Origin of the sequence: Methanolobus sp. (assembly GCF_030682845.1) — an archaeon.
In the GTDB taxonomy this organism is placed as follows: Archaea; Halobacteriota; Methanosarcinia; order Methanosarcinales; family Methanosarcinaceae; genus Methanolobus.
Genome location: NZ_JAUXNK010000097.1, coordinates 1 through 24,199 on the forward strand (window position 1 = coordinate 1; position 24,199 = coordinate 24,199).

At 47.8% G+C, this 24,199-nt stretch carries 25 protein-coding genes; 16 read left to right on the top strand and 9 right to left on the bottom strand.

Going from position 1 to position 24,199, the window contains the following annotated elements; translation table 11 throughout:
• Positions 1 to 412: 412 nt before the first annotated feature.
• The 12 genes from hisS (at position 413) to Q8J68_RS13435 (ending at position 12,625) form a co-directional block, all read left to right on the top strand.
• The gene (gene hisS / locus Q8J68_RS13380; RefSeq protein WP_305312014.1) at positions 413 to 1,687 is read left to right on the top strand and encodes a histidine--tRNA ligase; all 1,275 of its coding nucleotides are present in this window, start codon (positions 413 to 415) and stop codon (positions 1,685 to 1,687) included.
• Positions 1,656 to 2,141 carry a hypothetical protein gene (locus Q8J68_RS13385; protein WP_305312015.1) on the top strand — a complete coding sequence of 162 codons (486 nt, stop codon included), beginning with the start codon at positions 1,656 to 1,658 and terminating at the stop codon, positions 2,139 to 2,141. The genes hisS and Q8J68_RS13385 overlap by 32 nt, the downstream gene beginning before the upstream one ends.
• Positions 2,131 to 2,781, top strand: a complete 651-nt coding sequence (locus Q8J68_RS13390; protein ID WP_305312016.1) for a hypothetical protein — start codon at positions 2,131 to 2,133, stop codon at positions 2,779 to 2,781. Before Q8J68_RS13385 ends, Q8J68_RS13390 begins: the two co-directional genes overlap by 11 nt.
• A complete protein-coding gene (locus tag Q8J68_RS13395) occupies positions 2,768 to 3,262 on the top strand; it encodes a hypothetical protein (protein WP_305312017.1) in 495 nt (164 codons plus the stop codon). The genes Q8J68_RS13390 and Q8J68_RS13395 overlap by 14 nt, the downstream gene beginning before the upstream one ends.
• 26 nt (positions 3,263 to 3,288) lie before the next feature.
• Positions 3,289 to 4,485, top strand: a complete 1,197-nt coding sequence (locus Q8J68_RS13400) for a hypothetical protein (RefSeq protein WP_305312018.1) — start codon at positions 3,289 to 3,291, stop codon at positions 4,483 to 4,485.
• 261 nt (positions 4,486 to 4,746) lie between these two features.
• Positions 4,747 to 5,205: a 30S ribosomal protein S15 gene (locus tag Q8J68_RS13405; protein ID WP_305312019.1), complete on the top strand. Its 459-nt coding sequence runs from the start codon at positions 4,747 to 4,749 to the stop codon at positions 5,203 to 5,205.
• A gap of 170 nt (positions 5,206 to 5,375) precedes the next feature.
• Positions 5,376 to 6,593, top strand: coding sequence for a bifunctional sugar-1-phosphate nucleotidylyltransferase/acetyltransferase (gene glmU, locus Q8J68_RS13410; RefSeq protein ID WP_305312020.1), 1,218 nt, complete (start codon positions 5,376 to 5,378; stop codon positions 6,591 to 6,593).
• Positions 6,594 to 6,607: 14 nt separating this feature from the next.
• Entirely contained in the window at positions 6,608 to 8,440 is a 1,833-nt protein-coding gene (gene glmS / locus Q8J68_RS13415; protein ID WP_305312021.1) for a glutamine--fructose-6-phosphate transaminase (isomerizing), read from the top strand.
• 20 nt (positions 8,441 to 8,460) lie between these two features.
• Positions 8,461 to 9,762 (top strand): phosphoglucosamine mutase, encoded by a 1,302-nt coding sequence (glmM, locus tag Q8J68_RS13420; RefSeq protein WP_305312022.1) that lies wholly within the window; start codon positions 8,461 to 8,463, stop codon positions 9,760 to 9,762.
• Entirely contained in the window at positions 9,759 to 10,967 is a 1,209-nt protein-coding gene (gene glmU / locus Q8J68_RS13425; RefSeq protein ID WP_305312023.1) for a bifunctional sugar-1-phosphate nucleotidylyltransferase/acetyltransferase, read from the top strand. Before glmM ends, glmU (Q8J68_RS13425) begins: the two co-directional genes overlap by 4 nt.
• A gap of 78 nt (positions 10,968 to 11,045) precedes the next feature.
• Complete coding sequence (locus Q8J68_RS13430) at positions 11,046 to 12,338, top strand: DHH family phosphoesterase (protein ID WP_305312051.1); 1,293 nt, start codon at positions 11,046 to 11,048, stop codon at positions 12,336 to 12,338.
• Between the two features lie 14 nt (positions 12,339 to 12,352).
• Positions 12,353 to 12,625 carry a KEOPS complex subunit Pcc1 gene (locus Q8J68_RS13435; RefSeq protein WP_305312024.1) on the top strand — a complete coding sequence of 91 codons (273 nt, stop codon included), beginning with the start codon at positions 12,353 to 12,355 and terminating at the stop codon, positions 12,623 to 12,625.
• Here the strand turns inward: Q8J68_RS13435 and Q8J68_RS13440 are convergent, their stop codons facing one another.
• A complete protein-coding gene (locus Q8J68_RS13440) occupies positions 12,626 to 13,213 on the bottom strand; it encodes a uracil-DNA glycosylase family protein (RefSeq protein ID WP_305312025.1) in 588 nt (195 codons plus the stop codon).
• Between the two features lie 272 nt (positions 13,214 to 13,485).
• On the opposite strand from Q8J68_RS13440, the gene Q8J68_RS13445 reads away from it, so the two are divergent.
• On the top strand, positions 13,486 to 15,054 hold the full coding sequence (locus Q8J68_RS13445) for a serine--tRNA ligase (protein WP_305312026.1): 1,569 nt from the start codon (positions 13,486 to 13,488) through the stop codon (positions 15,052 to 15,054).
• Between the two features lie 69 nt (positions 15,055 to 15,123).
• Here Q8J68_RS13445 and Q8J68_RS13450 read toward each other — a convergent pair whose 3' ends face one another.
• The 4 genes from Q8J68_RS13450 to Q8J68_RS13465 form a co-directional block, all read right to left on the bottom strand.
• Positions 15,124 to 16,059, bottom strand: a complete 936-nt coding sequence (locus Q8J68_RS13450) for an NADP-dependent oxidoreductase (protein ID WP_305312027.1) — start codon at positions 16,057 to 16,059, stop codon at positions 15,124 to 15,126.
• A gap of 146 nt (positions 16,060 to 16,205) precedes the next feature.
• Complete coding sequence (locus Q8J68_RS13455; protein ID WP_305312028.1) at positions 16,206 to 16,697, bottom strand: Fe-S-containing protein; 492 nt, start codon at positions 16,695 to 16,697, stop codon at positions 16,206 to 16,208.
• A gap of 5 nt (positions 16,698 to 16,702) precedes the next feature.
• On the bottom strand, positions 16,703 to 17,371 hold the full coding sequence (locus tag Q8J68_RS13460; protein ID WP_305312029.1) for an ABC transporter ATP-binding protein: 669 nt from the start codon (positions 17,369 to 17,371) through the stop codon (positions 16,703 to 16,705).
• Positions 17,364 to 18,539 (bottom strand): ABC transporter permease, encoded by a 1,176-nt coding sequence (locus Q8J68_RS13465; RefSeq protein ID WP_305312030.1) that lies wholly within the window; start codon positions 18,537 to 18,539, stop codon positions 17,364 to 17,366. Before Q8J68_RS13465 ends, Q8J68_RS13460 begins: the two co-directional genes overlap by 8 nt.
• A gap of 278 nt (positions 18,540 to 18,817) precedes the next feature.
• Here Q8J68_RS13465 and Q8J68_RS13470 point away from each other — a divergent pair, with 278 nt between their 5' ends.
• Positions 18,818 to 19,174: a BlaI/MecI/CopY family transcriptional regulator gene (locus Q8J68_RS13470; protein WP_305312031.1), complete on the top strand. Its 357-nt coding sequence runs from the start codon at positions 18,818 to 18,820 to the stop codon at positions 19,172 to 19,174.
• 44 nt (positions 19,175 to 19,218) lie between these two features.
• Complete coding sequence (locus tag Q8J68_RS13475; protein ID WP_305312032.1) at positions 19,219 to 19,914, top strand: M48 family metalloprotease; 696 nt, start codon at positions 19,219 to 19,221, stop codon at positions 19,912 to 19,914.
• Between the two features lie 53 nt (positions 19,915 to 19,967).
• On the opposite strand, the gene thiE is transcribed toward Q8J68_RS13475, so the two are convergent.
• Together thiE and thiM are read right to left on the bottom strand one after the other, a co-directional pair.
• Complete coding sequence (thiE, locus tag Q8J68_RS13480; protein ID WP_305312033.1) at positions 19,968 to 20,618, bottom strand: thiamine phosphate synthase; 651 nt, start codon at positions 20,616 to 20,618, stop codon at positions 19,968 to 19,970.
• A gap of 47 nt (positions 20,619 to 20,665) precedes the next feature.
• On the bottom strand, positions 20,666 to 21,451 hold the full coding sequence (gene thiM / locus Q8J68_RS13485) for a hydroxyethylthiazole kinase (RefSeq protein ID WP_305312034.1): 786 nt from the start codon (positions 21,449 to 21,451) through the stop codon (positions 20,666 to 20,668).
• A 663-nt stretch (positions 21,452 to 22,114) separates the two neighbouring features.
• Here thiM and Q8J68_RS13490 point away from each other — a divergent pair.
• On the top strand, positions 22,115 to 22,705 hold the full coding sequence (locus Q8J68_RS13490) for a 30S ribosomal protein S3ae (RefSeq protein ID WP_305312035.1): 591 nt from the start codon (positions 22,115 to 22,117) through the stop codon (positions 22,703 to 22,705).
• Between the two features lie 169 nt (positions 22,706 to 22,874).
• Here the strand turns inward: Q8J68_RS13490 and Q8J68_RS13495 are convergent, their stop codons facing one another.
• Together Q8J68_RS13495 and Q8J68_RS13500 are read right to left on the bottom strand one after the other, a co-directional pair.
• Complete coding sequence (locus Q8J68_RS13495) at positions 22,875 to 23,126, bottom strand: hypothetical protein (protein ID WP_305312036.1); 252 nt, start codon at positions 23,124 to 23,126, stop codon at positions 22,875 to 22,877.
• 65 nt (positions 23,127 to 23,191) lie between these two features.
• A complete protein-coding gene (locus Q8J68_RS13500) occupies positions 23,192 to 24,160 on the bottom strand; it encodes a DUF523 and DUF1722 domain-containing protein (RefSeq protein ID WP_305312037.1) in 969 nt (322 codons plus the stop codon).
• Positions 24,161 to 24,199 lie beyond the last annotated feature (39 nt).

The window sequence follows — 24,199 nt, forward strand, 5'->3', positions numbered from 1 at the left end:
CTCTCTTTCTCCCGACAAGAGGTTGTGGTGGTAAATGTGATTTAATGAACTTCCACTGTTCATCAGAGAGTTCTCTGAATTCCATTAACATCCCCACAATACCATTATGGGAAATAGTATTTATAATTTTGACATGGGCTCTCTATGAATACTACTGACCAGTGGAATCGCATATAAATCCATGTATCGGATAATAATCTGCTCAAGACACGGATTTACACAGATGAACACGGATTTTGAAAGATATGAGATGCATTAAGTTAAAGTCGGGATTTTATGAGCCAATTTCAGATCTTCAAGGGATATTTAGAAGTTATAATCGAAAATATAAAATAGGCTACCCATATAGTATCCGAACAAAACATGGAAAAGTATTGAAATCACATAATCGGTTTTACCAGGTTGATCAAAAATGACAATTAGCAGACCACGAGGTACCAGGGACTTCCTCCCGGAGGATACCAGGTGCAGAAGGAATGTAGAGAACATCTTACGCAAGGTGGTCAGAAACTGGGGATTTCAGGAAATAATCACGCCCACCTTCGAGTCACTTGAGCTCTTTACATTGAAATCAGGAGAAGGCATAGTCGGGGAACTGTACAATTTCACCGACAAGGGAGAGAGAGAGATGACCCTGCGCCCGGAACTCACCGCACCTGTCATGAGGATGTACGTTAACGAGATGCAGGCCCGCCAGAAGCCCCTCAAGTTGTTCTATTTTGAGAACTGCTTCAGGTATGAGCGCCCGCAGAAGGGACGCTTCAGGGAATTCTGGCAGTTTGGGGTAGAGCTTATTGGAAGTGATAAGGCAGACGCTGATGCGGAGGTCATTGCTCTGGCCAGTGAGATGCTTAAGTCAGTGGGCATCCGGGGAGACCTGCATGTGAACCATCTGGGAGTCATCAGACACCTGCTCAGCGTCCTTGAGACAGAGCAGCAAAGCCGGATAATGAGGCTTGTGGACAAAAAAGAGCAACAGGGACTTGAAGACTACCTTGTGGAGATCAGTGCGCCTGCAGACCTGCGCATGAAGCTCGTCGAGCTTATCACCCTTACAGGCAGCGATGCAATCCAAAGGGCGCGGATGCTTGTTGGCGACATACCGGAGCTTGCAGTTTACCAGGAACTTCTTACACTGCTGGATACCTACGGGGTCGAGTACACGATAGATTTTGGCATCGCTAGGGGACTGGATTACTATACAGGTACGGTTTTTGAGATATACGCAGAGGGACTCGGTGCCCAGAAGCAGGTATGTGGAGGCGGATCCTACCAGCTCATCAAGCTCTTCGGGGGTGGAGACGTTCCCTCCACAGGCTTTGGACTGGGCTTTGACAGGATAATGGAAGTATGCACAATCGAGCCGGAGGAAGCAAAACCAGTAGTTATCATCGCGATGGAAACTACAAGACTTGATGCTGTAAAGATCGCCGTGCAGCTTCGCCCTTACATGCCGGTCCATGTAGACCTGATGAAGCGCAACTTCAAAGCCCAGCTATCCTATGCGAATTACCTCGAGGCAGGATACGCCATAATCATAGGTGAAAAGGAGGCCAGCGCAGGTAAGGTCATGCTAAAGGACATGCACAGCGGAGAACAGGAACTTCTCACGGTTGTGGAGGTCATCCGCAGGCTCGGTGACCAGGGTTCTAAAAATGGCTCTGCGGTACAAGAACATATTGAGTGATGAAAGGGCCGCAGATGCCCTGCCCATGAGGTTCACAGTCGCATCAATTGTGCTCTTGATAGTAGTATTGCTCTGCGCTTCAGCCATATCCACTATGCTGGAGAATGAGCGTATCCGGGATGCAGGAGCAGTTCTTTCCCGGATAGACTCGAATGCAAAAATGATGTCGTCCCAGGGAGAGGGGAGCAGAGTCACAATTGATATCAATATCCCGGCGAAGGTCACACTTGTCCTGGGAGGTTTACCTGGTCATGAAAATAAGTGGCCTGAGGATGCACGCAACCATTACATCAGGGCAGGCAGCAGACAGATAACAGGAGAATCCACTGCATCTTATTCAAACGGCGGGCTTAACGGAACCATGGTACTTGGTCCCGGGCAGCACAGGATAACACTGGAAAGTGTTAAAAGGACTTCTGACAATAGAATTTTCGTGAAAGTGTATGAAAGTTAAGCCATGCTCGCAAAAAAGTACTCCCCAAAAATATCGTTTTCACTTTATTGCAGACGATAGGGGCTGGATAGATCTGCTTCTTTCAAAGGTCGCCCTTATTTTTGCGAGTATCATTATACTGGCTGCTCTCTATCATCTGGCCGCAGATGCCGGGCGCATGAATCAGGACAGGCAGCTTGATGCGATTGCACAGGATTTCCGCTCTGCTATTGACAGTGCAGGGAAAAGCAGCTATGAGGCTGGTGGAAAGGTCTACTTTTTTGATGCATACAAAAAACATGGCAGTTTCAGTTCCGGGCTCAACGCCTCCGTATCCGGAGAGTACGTGAGCGTGTCCTTTCAGGAGAAAGGAAGAAGATATAGTTCAGTAAAGCCTCTCACGTACAAAACCCTGCCACTTTCGGAAGATGAGGTCCGCGGGGAGCTCACTGGTGCTTTTTCAGCAAACGGCAATATCAGCCAGCCAATACCGGCATCCTATGGGTACACAGCCGTTACCGGGTTTCTTGCGGCTCTCGGAACAAAAGAAGAAAATTTAAATACAAGTATAGAAGTTCACATTGAAAAGACCTTGATATACATCCATAATTTAAACGGGACTGAGGTTAAAGAACTTGAGTACATACTTGTTCATCAGTGATGAAAAAGCATTCATGGAACCGCACAACGACATCATATCAACTGCGATGGTCGTGATAGGTTTTGTAATCTTCGCCGCAATACTCTTAAAAACATACCTTACATACAATGATAATTCCCTAGCCCTAGAGAACTATCGTCAAGCGGCCCTGATAGCAAATGATGTTGCCGGTTATCCTGCCATCCAGGGAAGCCGTCAGGACCTGATATCAGCCCATGCTCTGGATTCCATTGCCATGCCTGCTGCAGACAGGGAGATGCATAGTGACTTCTTTCACAGGTTCTCATCAAATGCCGACTTCTTTGTGGATGTGCGCACAGATGACGGAAGCCATACCTGGATAATAGACAGGTATGAAACATCCTCCCCTGAAGGAGACATTATTGCCGCCTCTGTACCCGTTGTGATCGAACTTGGTAACAATGCCCGCTGCGTTCCCGGAACGGTGACTGTCAGGTTAAGAAAGAACAAATGGACCTAGGAATGAATCGAGGGAGAGCAGAACCGATGGTAAGGAAAACAAAGAAAACGCTTGCTGATAGTGAAGATGCATTCACTTCAAACATGGACTCACTTTTGTTCCTTACGCTTGTATCCGTATCTGCGATAATACTCATGCCAGCTATCATGGCCGAATATCAGTACCTGTCTGCAGGCTATGTGTCCCAGCAGGATACTGACACACTGCTTCTAAGCTCTATGCTTAACAGCAGGAGCGGGGAAGTGGTATATATTTATAAACCCGGAGAACTTGCCGGCCTCAACCTTTCCCTTCCCCCCGGATCCATGCTGAGGGACGCCGAAGAGACCCTGTACTGGAGGCAGCAGAAACACCGCACATTTGCAGACCTTGTTGCCGAGGACCTTATCCTTGGACTGGCTGTCAGTAAAAATGGTAACAAGGTGTTTCTCAATCCCATGGCAAAGATGCACCGCACAATGACGGAAGAGGCTATAAGGAATTACCTTGATGCACGTGTCGGTGGAAGATATCATTACAGGTTTGAAGTTCATTGGTATCCCGTAAGCGGTTATAATACAGGCAGTGATATCGAGATAGGAGGACCTGCACCCATAGATGCCTCCAGGCAGAAGAGCAGGGTATCATTACCTTTGGGTTGCTCACCTTCCCATGAAGAATTCCTTGGGTCTATGAATGCCACCACCTTTTGGAATGCAGTTAATTCATCTGACCCTTCGGCACGCTTGCATGAAGGATATAACATGAGCATTGAAACCGCATCCTGGTCCGCGGCAGAGACTATCACTTCAGTGATCTTTCCTGCGGATTACCTGCTCTCGCTAAGCTCAACGCAGAGCAGCCTAAAAAGCGAGCAACTGTCACTTATATCAAGCCCGATGGCCTCCAATATGCCAAACCCTGAGTATCTGGTAGCCCTCCACAGTATCAACAACACAGTTAATGGAATATTCGGCCTGAACATTACCATTCCCCTGGAAAATCAGATGATTGGGATGAATGTAGTGGATGATATCGAGAACAGCCTGATACAGTCTAACAGCGCTATGATCTCAACATACCTTAAATCGGAAATGCAACCGGAAATCGAAAGAACTATATCAGATATATTGAATTCCACTGATCAGGATGCCATGCTTGAACTGCATGAGAGGCAGATGCGAGCCATTTACAGCAGAGTAGATAATGGAGGCGCAGATATGATACTATACCTGTGGCAATAGGTAGGGTATAATCGGTTGGGCATGTTCCATAAGATCAGGTACCTGACATTAAAAGATAAAAGTGGAGTTCATTTGAGGTACCAATCACAACATATATATTTGATAATGCTTTTTTATGAGCACTTCGCCCATTACATCTGACATCCGCACAATCAGGCTCTCCTGTTCGTTCAACATGTCTGAGGACTGCGGTAACCATAAGAACAAATCATATCTTAATAAGGATTCAATCAGGAATTATAATTATCAGGAGGAATTTGCATGGCAAAAATGCACACCCGGAAAAGAGGACAGTCCGGATCCACAAGACCACTTCGCACTGAACCACCAGTATGGTCCACTATGAGTGAGGAAGAGATCACAAAGGTCATAATGGACATGTGGAAACAGGGAGTTAGTACAAGTGTGATTGGAATGACACTGAGGGACAAATACGGAGTTCCCGATGTCAAGGTCGTCACCAAGAAGAAGCTTGGCCAGATCATAAAAGAGAAAGGAGAGCAGTCTGCTGTTCCTGAAGACCTGTACAACCTAATAGTTAAGGCAATAGGAATCAGGAAGCACATTGTAGGCAACCACAAGGATGTTCACAACAAACGCTCCCTTCATAACACAGAGGCCAAGATCAGAAGGCTGGTCAAGTACTACCAGTCCACAAAGATTCTCTCTGCAGACTGGAAATACAAACCAGAAACCGCAGAAATGCTGATCACAAGATAAACAGGAATATATTTACTTCAAAGTCCGGCCAGCAGGCCGGACTCAGGTTTTTCTTTTTTACATTGTTTTTACTGTGAGAGACTTCACCTTTTAAGAATGACTATAGTTCCTATTGACAGGCCTGCCTGCCAAGGCAAGTTATAAATTGTTTTAAAGAGCAATAGTACTCCATGAAAGCTGTTGTTCTCGCGGCCGGGGAGGGTAGAAGATGCCGTCCGCTTACACTTACACGATCAAAGGTCATGTTGCCGGTGGCAAACAAGCCAATCCTGGAACATGTAATAAACGCACTCGCCAAAAACGATGTTCAGGACGTCATACTCATTGTTGGGTATGAAAAAGAACGCGTGATGGACTATTTTGGAGATGGGGGCGAGTTCGGAGTGAAGATCCGCTACATCGAACAAAAGGCACAGATAGGGACCGCACATGCCATACTCAAGGCCCGGGATAGTATAGACCCTGAAGATGAGGCCTTTCTGGTTGTCAACGGAGACAATATCATTGAACCCGATACCATCCGCGACCTTTTGAAAAGCTCTGGAGGCGATGCGACCGTCCTGGCATGCAAGAAAGAGAATGCCACAGGATACGGGGTTATAGTAGTTGACGGGCAACGCATCAAAAAAATAGTTGAGAAACCCCCGCACATGGTGAGCCACCTTATCAACACAGGGATATACCTCTTCAGGCCGCAGATATTTGAAATAATAGAAAGGACACCGCTTACACACACCGGCGAGTATGCTATCACGGACACTCTTCAGATAATGATCGATGAGGGAATGCGGGTGATGATGGCGAACACATTCTCCGACTGGCTCGATGCGCCTTATTCCTGGGACCTCTTAAAGGCTAATCCGATAGTTCTTGGGGAGTTCGAGCAGGATCTGCAGAAAGGCACAATTGAAGAAGGGGCGGTGGTTAAAGGGAGCGTTTCCATAGGTAGCAATACAACCATCCGTTCAGGATGCTACATCGTAGGACCCGTGGTGATAGGAGATAACTGCGATATCGGTCCCAATGCCGTCATATTACCGTCAACAAGTATCGGGAACAATATTTCTATTGCCTCGTTCACACAGATACAGAACAGCATAATAATGAGCGATGTCCGTATAGGGACACATTCATTGATTTCCAACTCCGTGATTGGAAGCAATATCACGATAGGTTCGCATTTCGTCACTGAGGAAAAAGAAAAGCTCATGATAGAGATAGAAGGCAGCCTCCACTTTTCGGACAAACTGGGAACGATCATAGGCGATGACACTGAAATTGGCAGTAATGTACTTGTAAGAGCAGGGATTATGATATATCCAAATTGCCGGATAAACTCGGGCAAGATACTAACAGAAGCACTGGCTCAAAACTCACTTGTCATATAAAGGGATGGGGTAAAATGTGTGGTATAATAGGGTACGTTGGCAAAGAACCAGCCGCACCGATCTTACTGGAGTCGCTGAAAAGACTCGAATACAGAGGATACGATTCTGCAGGGATCACAGTCCTTAACAGCACGATCGAGACATACAAGACAGTAGGAAGGATAGCAGACCTGGAAGTGGTCCTGCCTGCAGAAATAATTGCCAACGTGGGAATAGGCCATACCAGGTGGGCAACCCATGGAAAGCCAGAAACACGGAATGCGCATCCGCATCTTTCATCCGGTGTTTCGGTAGTACATAACGGGATCATTGAGAATTACCTGGAGCTAAAAGAAAGACTCATAGGGCTTGGATATGAGTTCGAGTCGGATACGGACACCGAGGTCATCGTCCATCTGCTCCATTACAATATGAACAACGGCGGCAATAGTATAGATCTGCTTACAGCGATGCGCAAAACTATCAGAGAACTCGAGGGTTCCTATGCCATAGCATCCCTATGCTGTAACGAGCCTGATAGTGTAGTTTTTGCCCGCAAGGACAGCCCGCTAGTGATAGGGATTGGCGAAACCGGGAACTATGCAGCTTCAGATGTAACTGCGTTCCTGAAACATACAAAGAATGTCATCTATATCAGCGACCATGAGGTAGGCTGCATACACCCTGACGCTATAAGAATATACGATCTTGATGGCAACCTGCTGGAAAAACCTACAGAGGTCATTGAGTGGGATCTTGAGGCTGCCGAGAAATCGGGTTATGAGCACTTCATGCTTAAAGAGATACATGAACAACCCACATCCATCCAGAGCACCTTTGCAGGAAAACTGATGGAGCTTGAAGGCACTGTCAAAATGGATGAGCTTTATCTTAATCATGAGCAGATCAAACACCTGCGTAGGGCCACGATAGTTGCCTGCGGGACATCATGGAATGCCGGGATACTCGGAAAATACCTTTTTGAAAAACTTGCAGGTATTCATACAGATATCGAAACAGCCTCAGAATTCAGGTACGGAAATCCTGTGCTGTGCGGAGAGGAACTTACCATTGCCATCACGCAGTCCGGGGAGACCGCAGACACACTTGCTGCCGCGAGGAGTTCCAAATCCTACGGATGCAGAACAGTAGCCATCACCAATGTTGTGGGAAGCACTATCACAAGAGAGTCCGACAGTGTTATATATACGCGTGCAGGGCCGGAAATAGGGGTTGCTGCCACAAAGACCTTCACAGCGCAACTGATCACGCTCTACATGCTTGCCATCCACATGGGAAGAATAAGAGGAGTCATCACAGCAGACGAGGCAAAGAACCTCATAGTGAACCTCAAACGCCTTCCGGGCCAGATACAGAGGATACTTAGCAGGAAAGAGAAGATAAAGGAGTGTGCCGAGCAGTTCGCTGACAAGAGGGATTATTTCTTTATCGGACGCTACCTCAACTACCCCGTAGCCCTGGAAGGAGCTCTTAAGCTCAAGGAGATCTCCTATATACACGCTGAAGGATATGCCGCAGGAGAACTGAAGCACGGGCCGCTTGCACTCATCACAGAGGAGACTCCGGTAGTTGCCATTGCCACCAAGGGGCACACATATGACAAGATACTCAGCAACATCAAGGAAGTCAAAGCCCGCAATGCTGTTGTGATAGCTGTCGCTAATGAGGACGATAAGGAAATTGAAAAGTATGCAGATGTAGTGCTAAGGATTCCCGCCTCTCACGAAATGACCTCTCCTGTGCTCTCTTCCGTTGTACTCCAGCTGCTCGCATATTATACCGCACTTGCAAAGGACTGCTCCATCGATAAGCCGAGGAATCTTGCAAAGAGCGTCACTGTTGAATGATGTAATTACGGAGGCATTTAATGAAACTGTTCGGTTCTTCAGGTATAAGGGGAGTTACAAATAAAGACATTACAATTGACCTTGCCCTTAAAGTTGGCATGGCGCTTGGAAAGTCAAAAAAGAATGCAGTCATTGGGAGAGATCCGCGGGTTGCAGGCGAGATGATAGAACATGCATTGATCAGCGGGCTTGCCAGTTCCGGATGCAGAGTCGTCCGTGTGGGAATCGTGTCAACTCCCACACTTGCGTATGCTGCACGGGATTATGACTGTGGGGTCATGATAACGGCATCCCACAACCCGGCAGAATATGTGGGAATCAAGCTATGGAATCCCGACGGCATGGCTTTTGATTCAAAACAGCAGGAAGAAATTGAATCAATTATAGAGAGTGAAGATTTCGTGCGTGTGAGATGGGATAAGACAGGCAATATAACATCACACGATAATGCCGTCAGGGAACACATGGACATGATCCTGAAGAATGTCGGAAGAGCATCCATGAGAGTTATCCTCGATTGCGGCTGCGGGGCAGGAGGGACCATCACTCCCTTCCTTCTAAGGGAAATGGGATGCGAGGTCATCACACTTAACAGCCAGCTTGACGGGCATTTCCCCGCCCGCAACCCGGAGCCCAATGAAAAGAACCTCGTATTGCTTAGGAAAGCGGTAGTTGAGTTCGATGCCTGTCTGGGAATCGCCCACGATGGTGATGCCGACAGGATGATGGCTGTTGACGAGAAGGGCAACTTCGTATCAGGTGACGAGTTGCTTGCTATTTTCGGGCACTACGAGTGCAAAGGCGGGGCGAAGGTATGCGTGCCGGTGGATACTTCCCTTGTGGTCGATGATGCCCTTGAAGGCTCCGAGATAATACGAACAAGGGTTGGGGATGTGTATGTAGCCGAAGAGATGAAGAAGCACATCACAGACTTTGGTGGAGAGCCTTCGGGAAGCTGGATCTTCCCAAGGATATCCTATTGCCCCGACGGAATATATGCCGCTGCGAGACTTGTTGAGATAGTCCGGGAAACAAAGCTCTCACAGCTCAGGGAAGCACTTCCCCAGTACCCGACCCTCAGGGGTACTATCCCATGTGCAGACTGTGCAAAAGAAGGAGTTATGGAAGCGATCAAGTCAAAACTTCAGCCCCTTGGAGAGGTTTCGGATATTGACGGTATCCGGGTAGAGATGGATAACGGCTGGGTGCTTGTCCGGCCTTCGGGAACCGAGCCCAAGATACGTATCACTGCCCAGGCAAGGGAGAATGTGGAAAAACTGTACGCAATGACTGAGGGTATAGTAAAGGAGAGCCTTAAATGAAAGCAGTAATCCTTGCTGCTGGCGAAGGTACAAGGATGCGACCGCTCACTGCATCCAGGCCGAAGGTGATGCTTCCGATAGCTAACAAGCCAATGATGGAGCACACCATAGATGCAGCGGTCAAAGCCGGAATAATGGACTTTGTTATCATCTCAGGTTATTGCGAGGATTCTATCAAGGGTTATTTTGGTGATGGCAGCATAAAAGGGATAAGGATTGAATATGTGCATCAGGATGCTCAGCTTGGTACTGCCGATGCCATCGGATATGCCAAAGGGCACGTTGACGGCCGGTTCGTGGTGCTCAACGGGGACATGCTGATAAGTTCCGAGCATATCAGACACCTGATATCTATAGATAAAGATGCAGTCATCACCGTGAAAGAAGTCGATGACCCATCCCATTTCGGAGTGATAGAGACCGAAGATGACAGGGTTGTAAGGATAATCGAGAAGCCCCAGCACCCACCAAGCAACCTGGCCAATGCCGGCATATACCTTTTTACAGAGGCCATTTTCGACTTCATAGCAAAGACGCAGCTATCCCCAAGAGGAGAACTTGAGATAACTGATTCACTGCAAATGATGATAGACAGCGGCTACAATGTAGGGTATGAGGTACTTGACACGGACTGGATAGATATCGGCAGGCCCTGGGACCTGCTTGACGCAAACACGGTGCTGCTCGGGAATATAAAAGGCCAGTGTGAAGGTACTGTAGAGTCCTACGCCACCCTGCACGGAGAGGTCATTATCGGGAAGGGCACACTAATACGCAATGGTTCTTATATCATTGGTCCGGTAGTGATTGGCGATAATTGCGATATCGGGCCTAACTGCTTTATCAGGGCATCCACTGCTATCGGTAACAATGTCCATATAGGCAATGCGGTGGAAGTCAAGAACAGCATCATCATGGACGACACCAAAATAGGACATCTGACCTACCTCGGGGACAGCGTCATAGGGTTCAAATGTAATTTCGGCGCCGGTACAAAGATAGCTAACCTGAGGCATGACGGAAAGAACATCAAGTGCTCTGTTAAAGGCAAGATAGTGGATACCGGCAGGAGAAAGCTTGGGGTCATCATGGGCGATGACGTGCATACAGGCATCAATACCAGCATCAATGTGGGCATGATGATGGAAGCAGGCAGCTTCAGCCATCCCGGAGAAGTCGTTACGCCTGGCAGAAAAACTAATTAGGTGTTTTGTCATTTTTATCTATTGATCTATTGAGTGATACCATTGAACTTTAACGTCGAGACCCAAAAACTGAAAGACATGGCCAGGCAGGCTGCTGGTGTAATAGAAGACCATGAACATGTACGGGTCATATCCCATAACGATGCCGATGGGCTCACATCTGCATCCATCATCTGCCAGGCTCTTCTGAGAAAGGGCATCCGGTTCCATACCACTATAGTCCCAAGACTGGACAGTTCCGTGGTCGATATGGTCATTTCAAGTGCCAGAGAGAAAGACCTGGTAGTTTTCTGTGATATGGGGAGCGGGCAGTCTGACATCCTTTCAGGAATAAAGAACAGTATCGTCATCCTTGACCATCATGTTCCGGTGGGTAACTCACCCGCCAAGGTGGTCGTAAATCCTCATCTTGCAGGAATCGATGGTGCAATGCACATCTCTGCTTCCGGGACCACATACCTGGTAGCAAAGGCACTGGACCCGGCCAATGTGGACCTTGCGGGTCTGGCCATCGCAGGCGCTGTAGGGGACAAACAGTTAATGGACACTGTTAACGGCACAATCCTTAAGGAAGCAATCGAAGCGGGCGTTGTGTCTGTCAGGAAAGGGTTGAGAATGGGGGATGGCAATATAGCAGACGTGCTTGAATACACTCCGGAACCCTATCTGGATATAACCGGGGACAGGCAGAAGATCGATGAGTTCCTGGACATCCTCGGACTGCAGGGGAACGTCAGCGAACTTTCGGGCGAGCAGATGAAGAAACTGGCATCGGCCATTGCCCTGAAACTGGCAAAGAAATCAACTTCAGAAGCCATAGAGGCTTCTATTGGGGATGTATACTGTCTAAACAAAGAGCCTGTGAAGAATGTCTACGACATGGTGGCTATCTTTAACACTTGCGGCAGAATGGAAAAAGCCGGTGTCGCCCTTTCTATTGGTATGCGGGATAAGACACATCTTGAAGAAGCCCGGAAGATGGCGATCGGATATCAGCGATCCATCGTCGGGAACATCAAGGTTGCTATTGATATGCTTCGCATCGGACAGAACATAGGCTATCTTATCACAAAAGACATGGAATCCACGGGAATGGTTGCAAGCACCATGGTCAGGTACATCAATCCCGACATGCCCTTTGTGGCTGTGAACCAGGTGGATGACATTGTCAAAGTCTCTGCAAGGGGTACAAGAGCGCTGGTCACAAAAGGTCTTGACCTTGCATTCGCCCTGAGGGAAGCCTCAAAGGCCGTGGGCGGAGAAGGAGGAGGCCATAATGTAGCATCGGGAGCCTCAATACCCCCCGGTACTGAGGAGCAGTTCATCAATAAGGTGGACGAGATAGTGGGACAGCAGCTCGGGAAAAGATGAGGAGCACGATTCCAATGAAGATAAGGACCACTCTCGAGTTCATTGACGAGGATGCACATGAGATAGCTGAAAAAGTTGCAAGCTCGCTGGCTCCGGACAACCTCACCAGCATGCATACAGAATCACGCGATGGAAGTGCAAGGATACACATTTCTACGGAAAAGATCATCTCGCTTATAGCAACCCTTGATGACCTGCTCATGAACGCAAAGGTCGCGGAAGAAGTGCTGAGCGAGGCGGAGAAATGCAAAGCAAAGGAATATAAGAAAAGGGAAACGGGAAAATGATCATTCCCACAGGTACCTGTTAGTATCTATGAGCGTTTTTTGCTCTTCTATCCTTGAGCGCTGGTATATCATGGCTGCCGGATGGTAGATCTTCAATATGCTGATACCTCCGGATACCTTCGGAATGCCCCATTCAAGCTTCTTGCTACGGCAGAAAGCTTCCTCTGCAGTATTGCCAAGCAGGATGATGACCTGCGGGTCCAGCATCTTTATCTGGGCCATCAGGAATGGACGGCAAAGCTCGATCTCACCTTTCAGGGGCTTGCGGTTGTTCGGAGGACGGCACTTCACTGCATTGATGACTGCGTAATCCCCAGCTGACAGGCCCATGTATCCTATCATCTCATCCAGTTTCTTTCCGGCCCTCCCGCTAAAGGGGATACCCGTCATATCCTCGGTCCTGCCCGGAGCCTCGCCGATGAACAGCACCCTGGGATTGCGCGAGCCTTTCATAATCACGGGATTAGTGGCACCTTCACGAAGGGCGCAGTCCGAACATTGCAGGATAGACTCCTCCAGATGTCCAAAACCTGCACTGGCCATTTCCTCAACCACTGCGGAGATATCAATACTTTGTAATTTTCCCATGTCTTAGCCTCATTTTTTCCGGATCACTTCTCAACCTGGCATTTGTACATAGATAAGCTCCGTTAAAAGGATAACTAAAAAGACTAACGGAATAAAAATATGGACATCAGCCCAAAAAAGAGAAGCCCTTAATTATTAAAAAATACATCTGGCATAAGATACATCTGGCAAAAGATGCATCTAAGATACCATAATCAGGTGTAGAAGTAATTTGCAAATTAATGTGAATGCAGCTCGCTTATTCATATCATCATTTCAGGAACGGAATAAGAATGGAAGTTAAAAAGAGAGATAATTGCTGTCCGCAGGATGAAATCAGATGTGGCAACTCAATTGGATTGAAGTTCAGGCTGGAATGTGCTATCAAGACCAGTTCCGATGCCACACCGGCAAAGGATGCCATAAACGCCTTAATAGATGAATCCAACAAGACCATATTCACAAAAGGTGCTCCGGAGGGGCAGGGAGCAAAGGTGGTGGATTGGAGCGTTGAGGGAGACAGGATCAATCTCACTATTGAATCCGGCAGGCATGTAAGAGTGCACGATGCAATCATGCGTCTGAAAAAGCCCCTTGCTGCAAAACTTGGAAAGGATTTCCGGATAGGAGTACGCGGTACTGAAGTAGGCTCGTTCACTATAGAGATGCCTTCGGAAAAGCCGCTTGCTGAAGTAAAGATCCCTTATGTGAGATCTATCACTTATAATGAGGGAATCCTCAGGCTGGACCTTGATGTTGATGACTCTGCCATGTCAAACCGTGTTCCTGACAGGATACTGTCCCTGATGGAGGAGAAGATAGAGCAGCAGTCCTATGGCGGAAAGGCCGAGCACTGGCATGTGCTCTGGCAGAGCGAAAACAAGGAGCACAAGTTCTCGGGAGACCCCACGCAGGCGATGGTGGATGCCGGCTGGATAAAAAGAGGAGCCAGCAGGGGACAATGGATACACGGCCCGCAGTCTACGAAGATGTTCAGGGCTTTTGAGAGGATAGTTCTCGAGGAACTGCTCCAACCATTGGCATACAGGGAGATGATCTTCCCAAAGTTAGTCCCATGGGAAGTCTGGCAGAAATCCGGGCATGCAAAAGGCGTCTATCCCGAGATATACTATGTCTGTCCCCCCAAGACCAGGGATCCAAAATACTGGGAAGAGGTCATTGACCATTATAAAGTAACCCTTGAGGTCCCTACATCTCTTATCAAAGAGAAGATAGGTGATCCGATAGGTGGAATGTGCTACGCGCAGTGCCCTCCTTTCTGGACATACCTGCAGGGTGAAACAATACCCACCGACGAGTTCCCTATAAGGGTGTTTGACAGGTCAGGCACCTCGCACAGGTACGAGAGCGGCGGCATCCACGGCATGGAGCGTGTGGATGAGTTCCACAGGATAGAGATCGTCTGGGTGGGAACCAAAGATCAGGTGATAAAAGCCGCTAACGAATTGCACGAAAGGTACATGCATATCTTCAACGAGATACTCGACCTGGAGTGGCGGAAAGCATGGGTCACACCATGGTTCATGGCGCAGGAAGGACTTACAGGAGTTGCTGAACAGACCGAAGCCGGTACAACCGATTATGAAGCAGTCCTGCCTTACCGCGGACCGGATGGCGAGTGGCTGGAATTCCAGAATGTCAGTGTAAATGGGAACAAGTACCCTTCAGGATTCAATGTAAAATGCCAGACCGGTGAAGAACTCTGGTCAGGCTGTTCCGGTGTCGGCCTTGAAAGATGGGCATCGGCATTCTTTGCACAGAAGGGACTGGACCCTGCCAACTGGCCCGAGGAATTCAGGAAAAGAGTGGGAGAGATCCCCAGAGGAATCAGGTTCCTCTGATTCTTCTTTTTAAACCCGGCAGTAAGCATTCTGAGCAAACTTAAAAGTAAGAATAACAGGAAAGGTTCCTTAAGCTATTTCTATTACAACTTTTCCTTTCACACTTCCGCTGCGCTGATACTCCAGAGCCTGTCCTGTTTCTTCCAGAGGGAATACCCTGTCAATAGTGACTGTGACGACTCCACTGTCAAAGAGCTCTGCTAACTTCTTTAGTTGATGGCTATTGATTTTGGTAGATTGCCCCAGTGCATTCACCTGATACTTATCCATCAGCTCCTGGTCAGGCTGCTCAAGCATTGAGACGATGATGCCTCCTTTCTTAAGAACCTTAAAGGACCTTTTGTAAGTATCCTCACCTACCGTATCAAAAACTGCATCGAAATCTTTCAGCTTTTCTTCAAAGACCTCGTCCTTATAGTCGATAATCTCATCTGCTCCAAGGGCCTTGAGATATTCGCTCTTATCTTTCCTGGCGGTTGTTGCCACATGGGCGCCCAGATATTTTGCCATCTGGATTGCCATTGAACCGATTCCTCCCGAACCCCCGTGTATGAGTATCTTCTGTCCTTTCTGCAACTTCATTTTGTCGAAAAGAACATCCCATGCACTCACACCTGTAAGGGGCAGCGCGGCAGCTTCCAGGTAGCTTGCCTTTTCCGGCTTTAGGGCTGTCAGCTTCTCTTCAGCTAATACGAATTCAGCAAAGGCCCCCGAGCCCCCTGAGAGGATAAGCCCGCTGCCATATACGTAATCACCTGTCCTATACAGGGTTACGCCCTGGCCGACATCCATTACCGTACCGGCAAAATCTCCGCCGAGTGTTATCGGAAAACTGAATTTGTTAACAGAGGGCACGTACCCTTCACGTATTTTCCAGTCAAAGGGATTCACACCTGCAGCATGTACCTTCACAAGAACCTTTCCCGATGCAATCTCGGGCGTATTGACATTACGGTTTATCACGACAACATCTGTTCCGTATTCATTTATCTGGGCGGCTTTCATAATCACTCCTCTACTACTAAAATGCGCAACACATCTAGTTACATATTACGGATAGTCGTTTACCCAGAAAAGATTACCTGCAATGAATAGAACGGGTGGCAGCGAACATACCTGTTGCCACCATCCCCACATCGTGGTACTGCACCTTAGTTCGCCTTTAAGGTTTCCTGGTGTGCAATCATTATGTCGTCGAGCTTCATTATGAGGTTCCCTTCTGAAACATTATAAGGGATACTTTCCTTGGGATATGCCACACAAGCTCCTCCAATGCCCATGCCCGTGGATGCATCAAATGTGGTGGTGCATGCATCACATACAAGTGTGCTCCTATCAAGTGCAAATCCAATAGAACCGCATGGAGGACAAACATTGGACCTGATGGAGATCTCATCATCAAGCATGTATGCCATTACCGCAAGCTCACCAATGTCAGTATTCACCTTGAAGTGGACATTTGTATGCTTATCCACTGCTGCAAGAGGTATGGAAACAGTGTCCTCTGTCGTCAGGGAGCTTATCCATGTGGCTTCCACAGGCTTTGCAGAGCCCTTTAACGCAGAATCAGTTCCCGTACACCCAAGTGCAAGTACAGATATCACAAGCACCGACAAAACCACACCGATCAATTTTAAATTCATGTTACTTACTCCGCGATATTCCCGTCCACTAAGTTCACAATCCTGTCAGATAACATGGCAAGCTCCCTGTTGTGAGTGACCATGATCACTGTCATCTCGCCGGCCAGCGACCTGAGCAGGGAGATTATCATAGAACCCGTGGTGCCATCCAGTGCTCCGGTGGGTTCATCAGCCAGTAATATTTTCGGCTTCATGACAATTGCGCGCGCAATTGCGACCCTCTGCTGTTCACCTCCACTCAGCTCAGCCGGCTTGTGCTCTTTACGATGGGACAGCCCCACCCGCTCCAGAGCAATATCAACAGCACCGTTATCCTTTTCTCCGGCAAATACCAGCGGCAGGGCAACGTTCTCGTAGGCTGTGAGCGAGGGTATGAGATGAAACTGCTGGAACACGAAACCAACGGTCCTGCGCCTCAATCCTACCAGCTCTTTCTGGGGCTTGAGAGTGATGTCATTCCCATCGATGAGGATAGTCCCTTCACTTGGACTGTCAAGCATGCCGATGAGATTCATCAGGGTGGTTTTCCCGGAGCCGGACTGGCCCATTACGGATACGAATTCGCCTTTCTTCACATCCAGACTGATACCTCGCAGTACCTCCACTTCACCAGCTCCCATGGGATATCTTTTACCTGCACCCTGAATACGGATCATATTGTTACCATCAGACACTTCTCAACACCTCTGCCGGATCAACACCAAGAGCCCTTTTTGCAGGCAGGATGGATGCCAGCATGCCGGTAAGGACACATACACCTGTCACCGGAAGCAGGATCGACCACATTGGCAAAGGTGTCACCTGCACCAACAAAGGAGCGGCAATGGACGAGGCAATAGTTCCCATCACAAAGCCAATGATGCCTCCCACAGCCCCTATAATCGCACCTTCGAAGAGCAGCATGGATACAACCTGAGCATCGCTCGCACCAACCGCACGCATAATACCTATCTCCTTCAATTTCTCATTCACTGAAGCGAGCATGGTAGAAGCGACAGTCAATGTGCTCACCAGCAGGGTGATAATTGAGACTGCCATTGCAGAAGACCGGATGTGTTCGACAATAGCCAGTTCGTTGCGGACTATCTGGCTCATGGAGCGGGCTTCCAATCCCGGAAATTTCTCTTCGATCTGCATGCTGATCTCCTCAACCGGGCAAGTATTGCACAATGCTCTTACCTCCAGACTGCTTACTTTTCCCTCCCTGCCGAGCAGATGCTGGGAAGCAGCAAGCGGAAGTATCACATATGCATCCTCATTGCCACCTGTGCTTTCTATCACACCGGTGACCTGGGCATCCATCGAGATATTGCCATTACGGAGGGTTATGGAGGAGCCTTCGGTAAGTCCCATGGGTGTGGCTACGTCCGAACCAATCATAACTTCAGTCTGCCCGGCGCCTTCTGTGGATATCCAGTCTCCTCTGACCTTCCACCAGGACTTGAGCTTCCTCTCCTCTTCCGGATCCACGCCCATTATGACAACCGATGCGTTACCAAGCTCTGCAACCCCGTATAATCGTGGTGCCACAGCTGAAAGCTTGGAGCTATCCATAATGGTGTATATCCGGGGAATCTCTGATTCCTCTATGTAGTTCTCTCCCACCAGAAGAGAACCCATTGAGGTTGAGCCAGCCAGCAGAGGAATGGTTTTGACCTCCGGCCGGACTATGATATTTGCACCGAAATTATTGGATTCTTCGTAAAGGCTATCTGTAGCTGCTGAAAATGTTGTGACCACAGCCACCAGTGCCGCAGAGGCTACGGCCACGCCGAGTACAGCCACCAGAAGTTTTATTTTTCTGCGGGATATGTCTTTCAGGACCAAAGAGTGTAAACGCATAAGTAAACCTCAAAATATATAACCGGGACTTTTCCGACACGGGTTGCTTCCAACGTGCTATACATTAAGTGTAAACAACCGGTTTGACAATAAGTGTAAATCTATTTTAACTTTACGCCAGGTGTAAAGCAGCTGGATGTTTCTTCCTTGTCTTGAAATAAAGCCCGGGGTACCCAGGAGAACTTTGACCAAGCCTGAACCGCGGCCACTGTTAGCAGCAAAAAGATGACATATCCATGATGATTAAACTTATATCATTATACACCTGTTGTAAACACATGGTAAAACTTGACCGGATAAACATTTCAAATGAAGGTCTGACCAAGTTCTTCAGTCCGATTGAGGCTCAGATAATGACGGTCCTGTGGGAGAATGGAGAGTGCACCACGCCGGATATCACCGAGAGGACAGGCATTCCTTTATCCAGCGTAGCCGGGACACTTGACAGGCTCGTTAAGGCAGGCTATGCCAAAAGGACTATTGATAAGAACGGGCAGAGGGTCAGATACCTGTATTCTGCAAGCGAGTCAATGGACAGGACGGCAAATTCTATCACGCGTAAAGTACTGGACAGTCTTGTTGATACTTTTGGTAAAGTAGCCATAGACAACTTCCATAGTTACGAGAAGAAATAAGAGCTCAGAGAAAAAAATCATGAAGATGTCCTGGAGCGTTGAGCATGTTTTCCATACAGGATGAAGTTGGGTGTTATATAGCCTGTGTCGCTGATTCCGGTCTGCTGCCGTGGCTAATGGCATCACTGTTCATGGCCTTGCTGCTGTTCGCATTCTATCTTAAAGCCAGAAGCTCCCGGAGCCGGATATCCTCATTCATTGCTGCACAACTATGCATGCTCGCTTCTATCGCAATGGTGGTTTCGTCCATGCAGTGCAGCCGGATGCTTACCATTGAGATATACACAGCCTATGTGTTCCTCTCAACTATGCTTATCCTGTTCTTGCCACGGATATATTATAGGATCCTAATCAAAAGATACAGGGCCCGTCCAGTCGCAGAGCTTATGGAGTGGCCACAGGTATTTGTGAACAGTCTTAAAGAACAGTACAAAACGCCTGGCATGTCAGAGGTTTATTATTACAACTCTGCAGTTCCCAGGGCTTTTGCTTCAGGAAAGACCATATTCCTTTCCATGGGGCTGCTCGAGATCATGGACAAGGCTGAGCTGAAGGCAATACTTGCGCATGAAGTGTGGCACCTGCGCCACAATACCCGGACGCCCATACTCAGGCATCTTTCTATGATAACCTTCACACGAAACTTCTCAGAGAGCGAACTCGAGAACATGGCAGATATATTTGCAGCAGATGTTGTAAGCAGGAGAGCAGTGGAATCAGCAAGGTCCAAAATGAGCTAGAAAAAGAAGCAGCCCTCATGGGTGCAATTATGAGCTCACTTATCTTGGGATGACTAATACACATCATCTTTTGTTTTGCGAATGATATTAATGAAATCCGTGGTTTCCTTATTTACATCATCACTGCACACAATTGCTGAAATTGCAACCAGACTGTCGGCGCCTTCCCGGACCACACTAATACTGTTTTCCTTGTTTATACCGCCGATGGCGACTATAGGGATGTTCAAAGCATTCTTCACACCCCTTATACTTTCAGGGCCGATTCCCTTCCCCGCATCCTTTTTGGTTGAAGTGTCGAATATAGGGCTGAGGCCGACGTAGTCAGCGCCATCCTGCTCGGCCTCCAGCGCCTCTCTCAGATTATGAACAGTAAGGCCAATTATCTTATCATTGCCCAGAAGCTGTCTTGCTATTGCTATTGGCATATCGTCCTGGCCGATATGGACGCCGTCGGCATCCACAGCCATGGCAACATCGATGCGGTCATTGACAAGGAAGATGGCTTTGCCCTCGCATATTTCCTTAATGAGGAAAGCCTCCTTCACCATCTCCTTCGTGCTCCGGTCTTTTTCACGGTATTGAACTATCCTGCATCCTGCCTCCACCGCGTTACGTACATCAGACAAGGTCCCCTTCTTAGAGAGACCTGAATCCGTGACAAGATAGAGGTCTATCTTGCCAAGCAGCTTCCTTTTATCCATATCTATCCCCATGATCAATTCGGTTAAGGCCGGGAAGCATTGAGAGTTCAGAGTGTTTCAAAGTTCATCAGGGGCTCTGCTTTCTCATCTGAGAGGTTGTATACCTCATCATACAGGTGCATCTTGAAGCTTCCGGGACCATCGGATCTTGCAGCAGCCAGCTCACCGGCTAAACCGAAGTAGCATAAAGCATCCTTTGCAGCATCACTATAATCGCGGTTGACCGCTGCAAATGAAGCTATTACCGATGCGGCCATGCATCCGGTTCCGACAATGGAGCCCATCCGTTCGTGGCCGTTCCTCACAACAAAAGTCCTTCCACCATCACTGATTATGTCCTCTTTGCCGGTCATGACAACGACACATGACCTGGCTTTTGCTAATGCCGCTGCGACCTGCCTTGGATCTGCATCTATTGAAGTCGCCTCGACTCCCTTAGTCTCAACGTGTTCTCCTGCAAGTCTTGCCACTTCGGAATAATTGCCTTTGATAATGTCAACATTAACGGAATTAAGAATCTTCGCGGCCATATCGTCCCTGAATTTCGTGGCACCGACACCCACTGCATCAAGCACTACCGGAATGTCCTTCTTGTTTGCCGCAGACGCCGAGATGATCATGCAGTCAATAAGTTCAGTTGTCAGGGTGCCGATGTTGATCACAAGTGCGGATGATATATTGGTCATGTCTGCGCATTCCTCGGGCGCATGTGCCATCACAGGGAGTGCACCGAATGCTCGGGTCATGTTCGCACAATCGTATATTGTCACCCAGTTCGTTATGTGGTGTATCAGCGGTCTAGTATCCCTTAGTGTCTTGAGTGGGTCCTTCATAATAGCCCTCTATAGATTTTTTGATGGTATTGTAACCAAGATATTCTGATAGTTCTATCCATTTGTTGACCTGCTATAGCGCTTATCATGTATTAATCATACGCATGCCAGCCTGGTTCGACAGCGATAACACAGCAGCAAGGCGTGGCGGTATTCCATTGTGGTAAATTGTTTCGAGTTCATATAATTTCTTGCTTTCTAAGGCAATGTTGAGAATAAATACAAGTAGATATTTTAAAAAAGGAATTCAAGGACTTAAAGTCCTTTTTTGTTCTTCTGTCTGTTTACAACTATAATTCCCAGACCAAGAACAATTGCTAAACCGACGATCCAATAAAGAAATATAATATATCACCTTGAAATAATGTGTGAATCTAAGCACAAGATATCCATACGACCTTAAGTGATGGCTGCATTATAGCATATGGTATTGGCCAGGCCCTGCATTCATTCCGTATCCAATTATCCATATTCCCTGCATATGTTGCGTAGCGGCACTTTATAAAATACCGGACGAACCGATTTCTTTATATATGGACATGACTAGTATACAAAGCCAAACTAATGCATAGGTTATTTCATATCATGACCGAACGTCGAACACTTACACTAATCATGTTAATTTACTAATATCATAAGATTACACTCATCCGGAGGAATTCCTTGGCAAAGAAAGTTCAGAGAAAGTTAGACAAATGGAAGTCAAAGACCTGGTACAATGTAGAGACACCCGAATTCATCAGCAGGACAAACATCGGAGTAACCCCTGCAGAGGAACCCGGACAGCTCATTGGCCGTATCGTTGAGACTACTGTCGGAGAGATCGCAAACGATTTCACAAAACACAACACCAAGCTCATACTCGAGATCAATGAAGTCAACGGTGATGTTGCCAGCACCAGATTCATGGGTCACGAGATCACAACCGATTACCTTCGCTCCATTGTAAAGCGCCAGACCTCAAGGATCGACACCAACCTCGATGTGACCACAAAGGACGGTTACGTCATAAGGGTGAAGCCTATCTGCTTCACGGTCAAGAGGGCAAGGACAAGCCAGATCAAGTCCATCAGGGAGATCATGGACAGGATCGTCGTCGAGCGTGCAGCTGAACTCAACTTTGAGCAGTTCATCGAAGAAGCTATCATGGGCAAGCTTTCCGCAAACATCTACAGGAATGCTAAGTATATCTACCCCCTCAGAAGGGTCGAGATCAGGAAGACCGAAGTAAAGGCATTTCCTGTAGCAGCTTAATTCCAAAAGACCTGAAGACTTTATGGGTATCAATTCAATGATACCCAAAATCACTTATTTTAATTGCTTATCCCCACATATTCTAAAATATCCCATATCCTAATCCTTACATCTTCAAATGTTGTTATACCCTAACGTGAGGTATCAATAATTGTACTCAGAGTTATACTCAGAGTGCTGTGTTACGTTCCTTATTATCGTATTCTTTACGGATCAGTCTGGCCATCTCTTCGTTGGCCTCGACAATGAAGGAACCTATGTAGCCGCAATGCTTACAGTGATACAAACCCTCGACACCGCCAGCTTCATAGTACAGATCGATGCTCCCGCAGACAGGACAGACCTGCACTGCATCTTCCAGATCATCATCTTCAATTTCCAGAAAATCGACATCCTCATTTTCCCGAATCTCATCTTCCATTTTGCATTACCCCTGATAACCGGACATGCCAGTTATCCCATATGATACTATGAAGTCCAGACATATCAAACTTGCCGCAAACTCCCTGACAGTTCTTCAGGATAGGGACAAAAATAGGTCTGTTTCAAGAGGTATTCCACATTGTAGCGCAGTATCCAGGACATGAACATCTTTTTCAGCTCACCCAGAACAGCATCATTCTGCCGGTACTCCCGGAACCGATCTTCAAGAAGAGCTTTCTCATCAGGGTCCAGACTGTCCGAAAAGTAGCCTGCCGCATGCATGAGCACATTGATATTTGGCCCGGTACCGGCTGGCCGTGAAAGCATTTTTAGGAGGTATCGCCCATATTCCTGTATGACCTCGCCGAAAGGACGCTTAACGCGGTTAGCCACGGTATCACCCATCATAGTCATCGCTTCCTTATCATAAGCCATCAGCAGCAATTTGTTACGCGTGTGATATTCCACAAGCTTGTGCATCTTTCCCGATTCAGCTACTTCCCTGAATGTGGCCAGGGCAAAGATCCGCGTCAGGAAATGGTCCCGCATCGCAGAGTCTGCAATCTGTTCTTCATCAACGACAGGCAGATAAGGAAAATGACCCGTCAGGCCTTCAGCAAATAATCCTGTGCCCCGGCGGTGCAGGCAATTCCTGCTGCTGGCAGAAGCGAATACTTTCGTACTCCCGGTACCACAGGACGGCGATTTGGATTTGAGGATGGCTCCATCTACATTGGCAAGCTTATTCAGGTATGCGGCCGTAAAATCAGCCATATCTTCGGTCAGGTCCAGTTCAGTAGCCGGCTGTATCAGTGTTTCCTTTTCCCCGAATTCCCCCCTTTCAAGAACGATACGTATGGGTTTCCTCGGAACACCCAGCCCAATCTCACATTCCGGGCATACTGTGATGAAACTGACATAAGGTTTAAGGACATTCGCTGCAGGAAAAGAGATCATCTTTCCATCATACCTGCAGGGTGAGAAGCCCAGGCATTTGCTTATGATTACTGTGGGAGGAGGGCAGGCAGGCATAACTATCTTTATCCGGTTGGTGCTGCGAGGATATATAGG

Excerpts from the sequence above, each read along its gene's own strand:
- hisS (WP_305312014.1), top strand. The coding sequence starts at position 413 with ATGACAATTAGCAGACCACGAGGTACCAGGGACTTCCTCCCGGAGGAT.
- Q8J68_RS13385 (WP_305312015.1), top strand. The coding sequence starts at position 1,656 with ATGGCTCTGCGGTACAAGAACATATTGAGTGATGAAAGGGCCGCAGAT.
- Q8J68_RS13390 (WP_305312016.1), top strand. The coding sequence starts at position 2,131 with ATGAAAGTTAAGCCATGCTCGCAAAAAAGTACTCCCCAAAAATATCGT.
- Q8J68_RS13400 (WP_305312018.1), top strand. The coding sequence starts at position 3,289 with ATGGTAAGGAAAACAAAGAAAACGCTTGCTGATAGTGAAGATGCATTC.
- Q8J68_RS13405 (WP_305312019.1), top strand. The coding sequence starts at position 4,747 with ATGGCAAAAATGCACACCCGGAAAAGAGGACAGTCCGGATCCACAAGA.
- glmU (WP_305312020.1), top strand. The coding sequence starts at position 5,376 with ATGAAAGCTGTTGTTCTCGCGGCCGGGGAGGGTAGAAGATGCCGTCCG.
- glmS (WP_305312021.1), top strand. The coding sequence starts at position 6,608 with ATGTGTGGTATAATAGGGTACGTTGGCAAAGAACCAGCCGCACCGATC.
- glmM (WP_305312022.1), top strand. The coding sequence starts at position 8,461 with ATGAAACTGTTCGGTTCTTCAGGTATAAGGGGAGTTACAAATAAAGAC.
- glmU (WP_305312023.1), top strand. The coding sequence starts at position 9,759 with ATGAAAGCAGTAATCCTTGCTGCTGGCGAAGGTACAAGGATGCGACCG.
- Q8J68_RS13430 (WP_305312051.1), top strand. The coding sequence starts at position 11,046 with ATGGCCAGGCAGGCTGCTGGTGTAATAGAAGACCATGAACATGTACGG.
- Q8J68_RS13435 (WP_305312024.1), top strand. The coding sequence starts at position 12,353 with ATGAAGATAAGGACCACTCTCGAGTTCATTGACGAGGATGCACATGAG.
- Q8J68_RS13440 (WP_305312025.1), bottom strand. The coding sequence starts at position 13,213 with ATGGGAAAATTACAAAGTATTGATATCTCCGCAGTGGTTGAGGAAATG.
- Q8J68_RS13445 (WP_305312026.1), top strand. The coding sequence starts at position 13,486 with ATGGAAGTTAAAAAGAGAGATAATTGCTGTCCGCAGGATGAAATCAGA.
- Q8J68_RS13450 (WP_305312027.1), bottom strand. The coding sequence starts at position 16,059 with ATGAAAGCCGCCCAGATAAATGAATACGGAACAGATGTTGTCGTGATA.
- Q8J68_RS13455 (WP_305312028.1), bottom strand. The coding sequence starts at position 16,697 with ATGAATTTAAAATTGATCGGTGTGGTTTTGTCGGTGCTTGTGATATCT.
- Q8J68_RS13465 (WP_305312030.1), bottom strand. The coding sequence starts at position 18,539 with ATGCGTTTACACTCTTTGGTCCTGAAAGACATATCCCGCAGAAAAATA.
- Q8J68_RS13470 (WP_305312031.1), top strand. The coding sequence starts at position 18,818 with ATGGTAAAACTTGACCGGATAAACATTTCAAATGAAGGTCTGACCAAG.
- Q8J68_RS13475 (WP_305312032.1), top strand. The coding sequence starts at position 19,219 with ATGTTTTCCATACAGGATGAAGTTGGGTGTTATATAGCCTGTGTCGCT.
- thiE (WP_305312033.1), bottom strand. The coding sequence starts at position 20,618 with ATGGATAAAAGGAAGCTGCTTGGCAAGATAGACCTCTATCTTGTCACG.
- thiM (WP_305312034.1), bottom strand. The coding sequence starts at position 21,451 with ATGAAGGACCCACTCAAGACACTAAGGGATACTAGACCGCTGATACAC.
- Q8J68_RS13495 (WP_305312036.1), bottom strand. The coding sequence starts at position 23,126 with ATGGAAGATGAGATTCGGGAAAATGAGGATGTCGATTTTCTGGAAATT.
- Q8J68_RS13500 (WP_305312037.1), bottom strand. The coding sequence starts at position 24,160 with ATGCCTGCCTGCCCTCCTCCCACAGTAATCATAAGCAAATGCCTGGGC.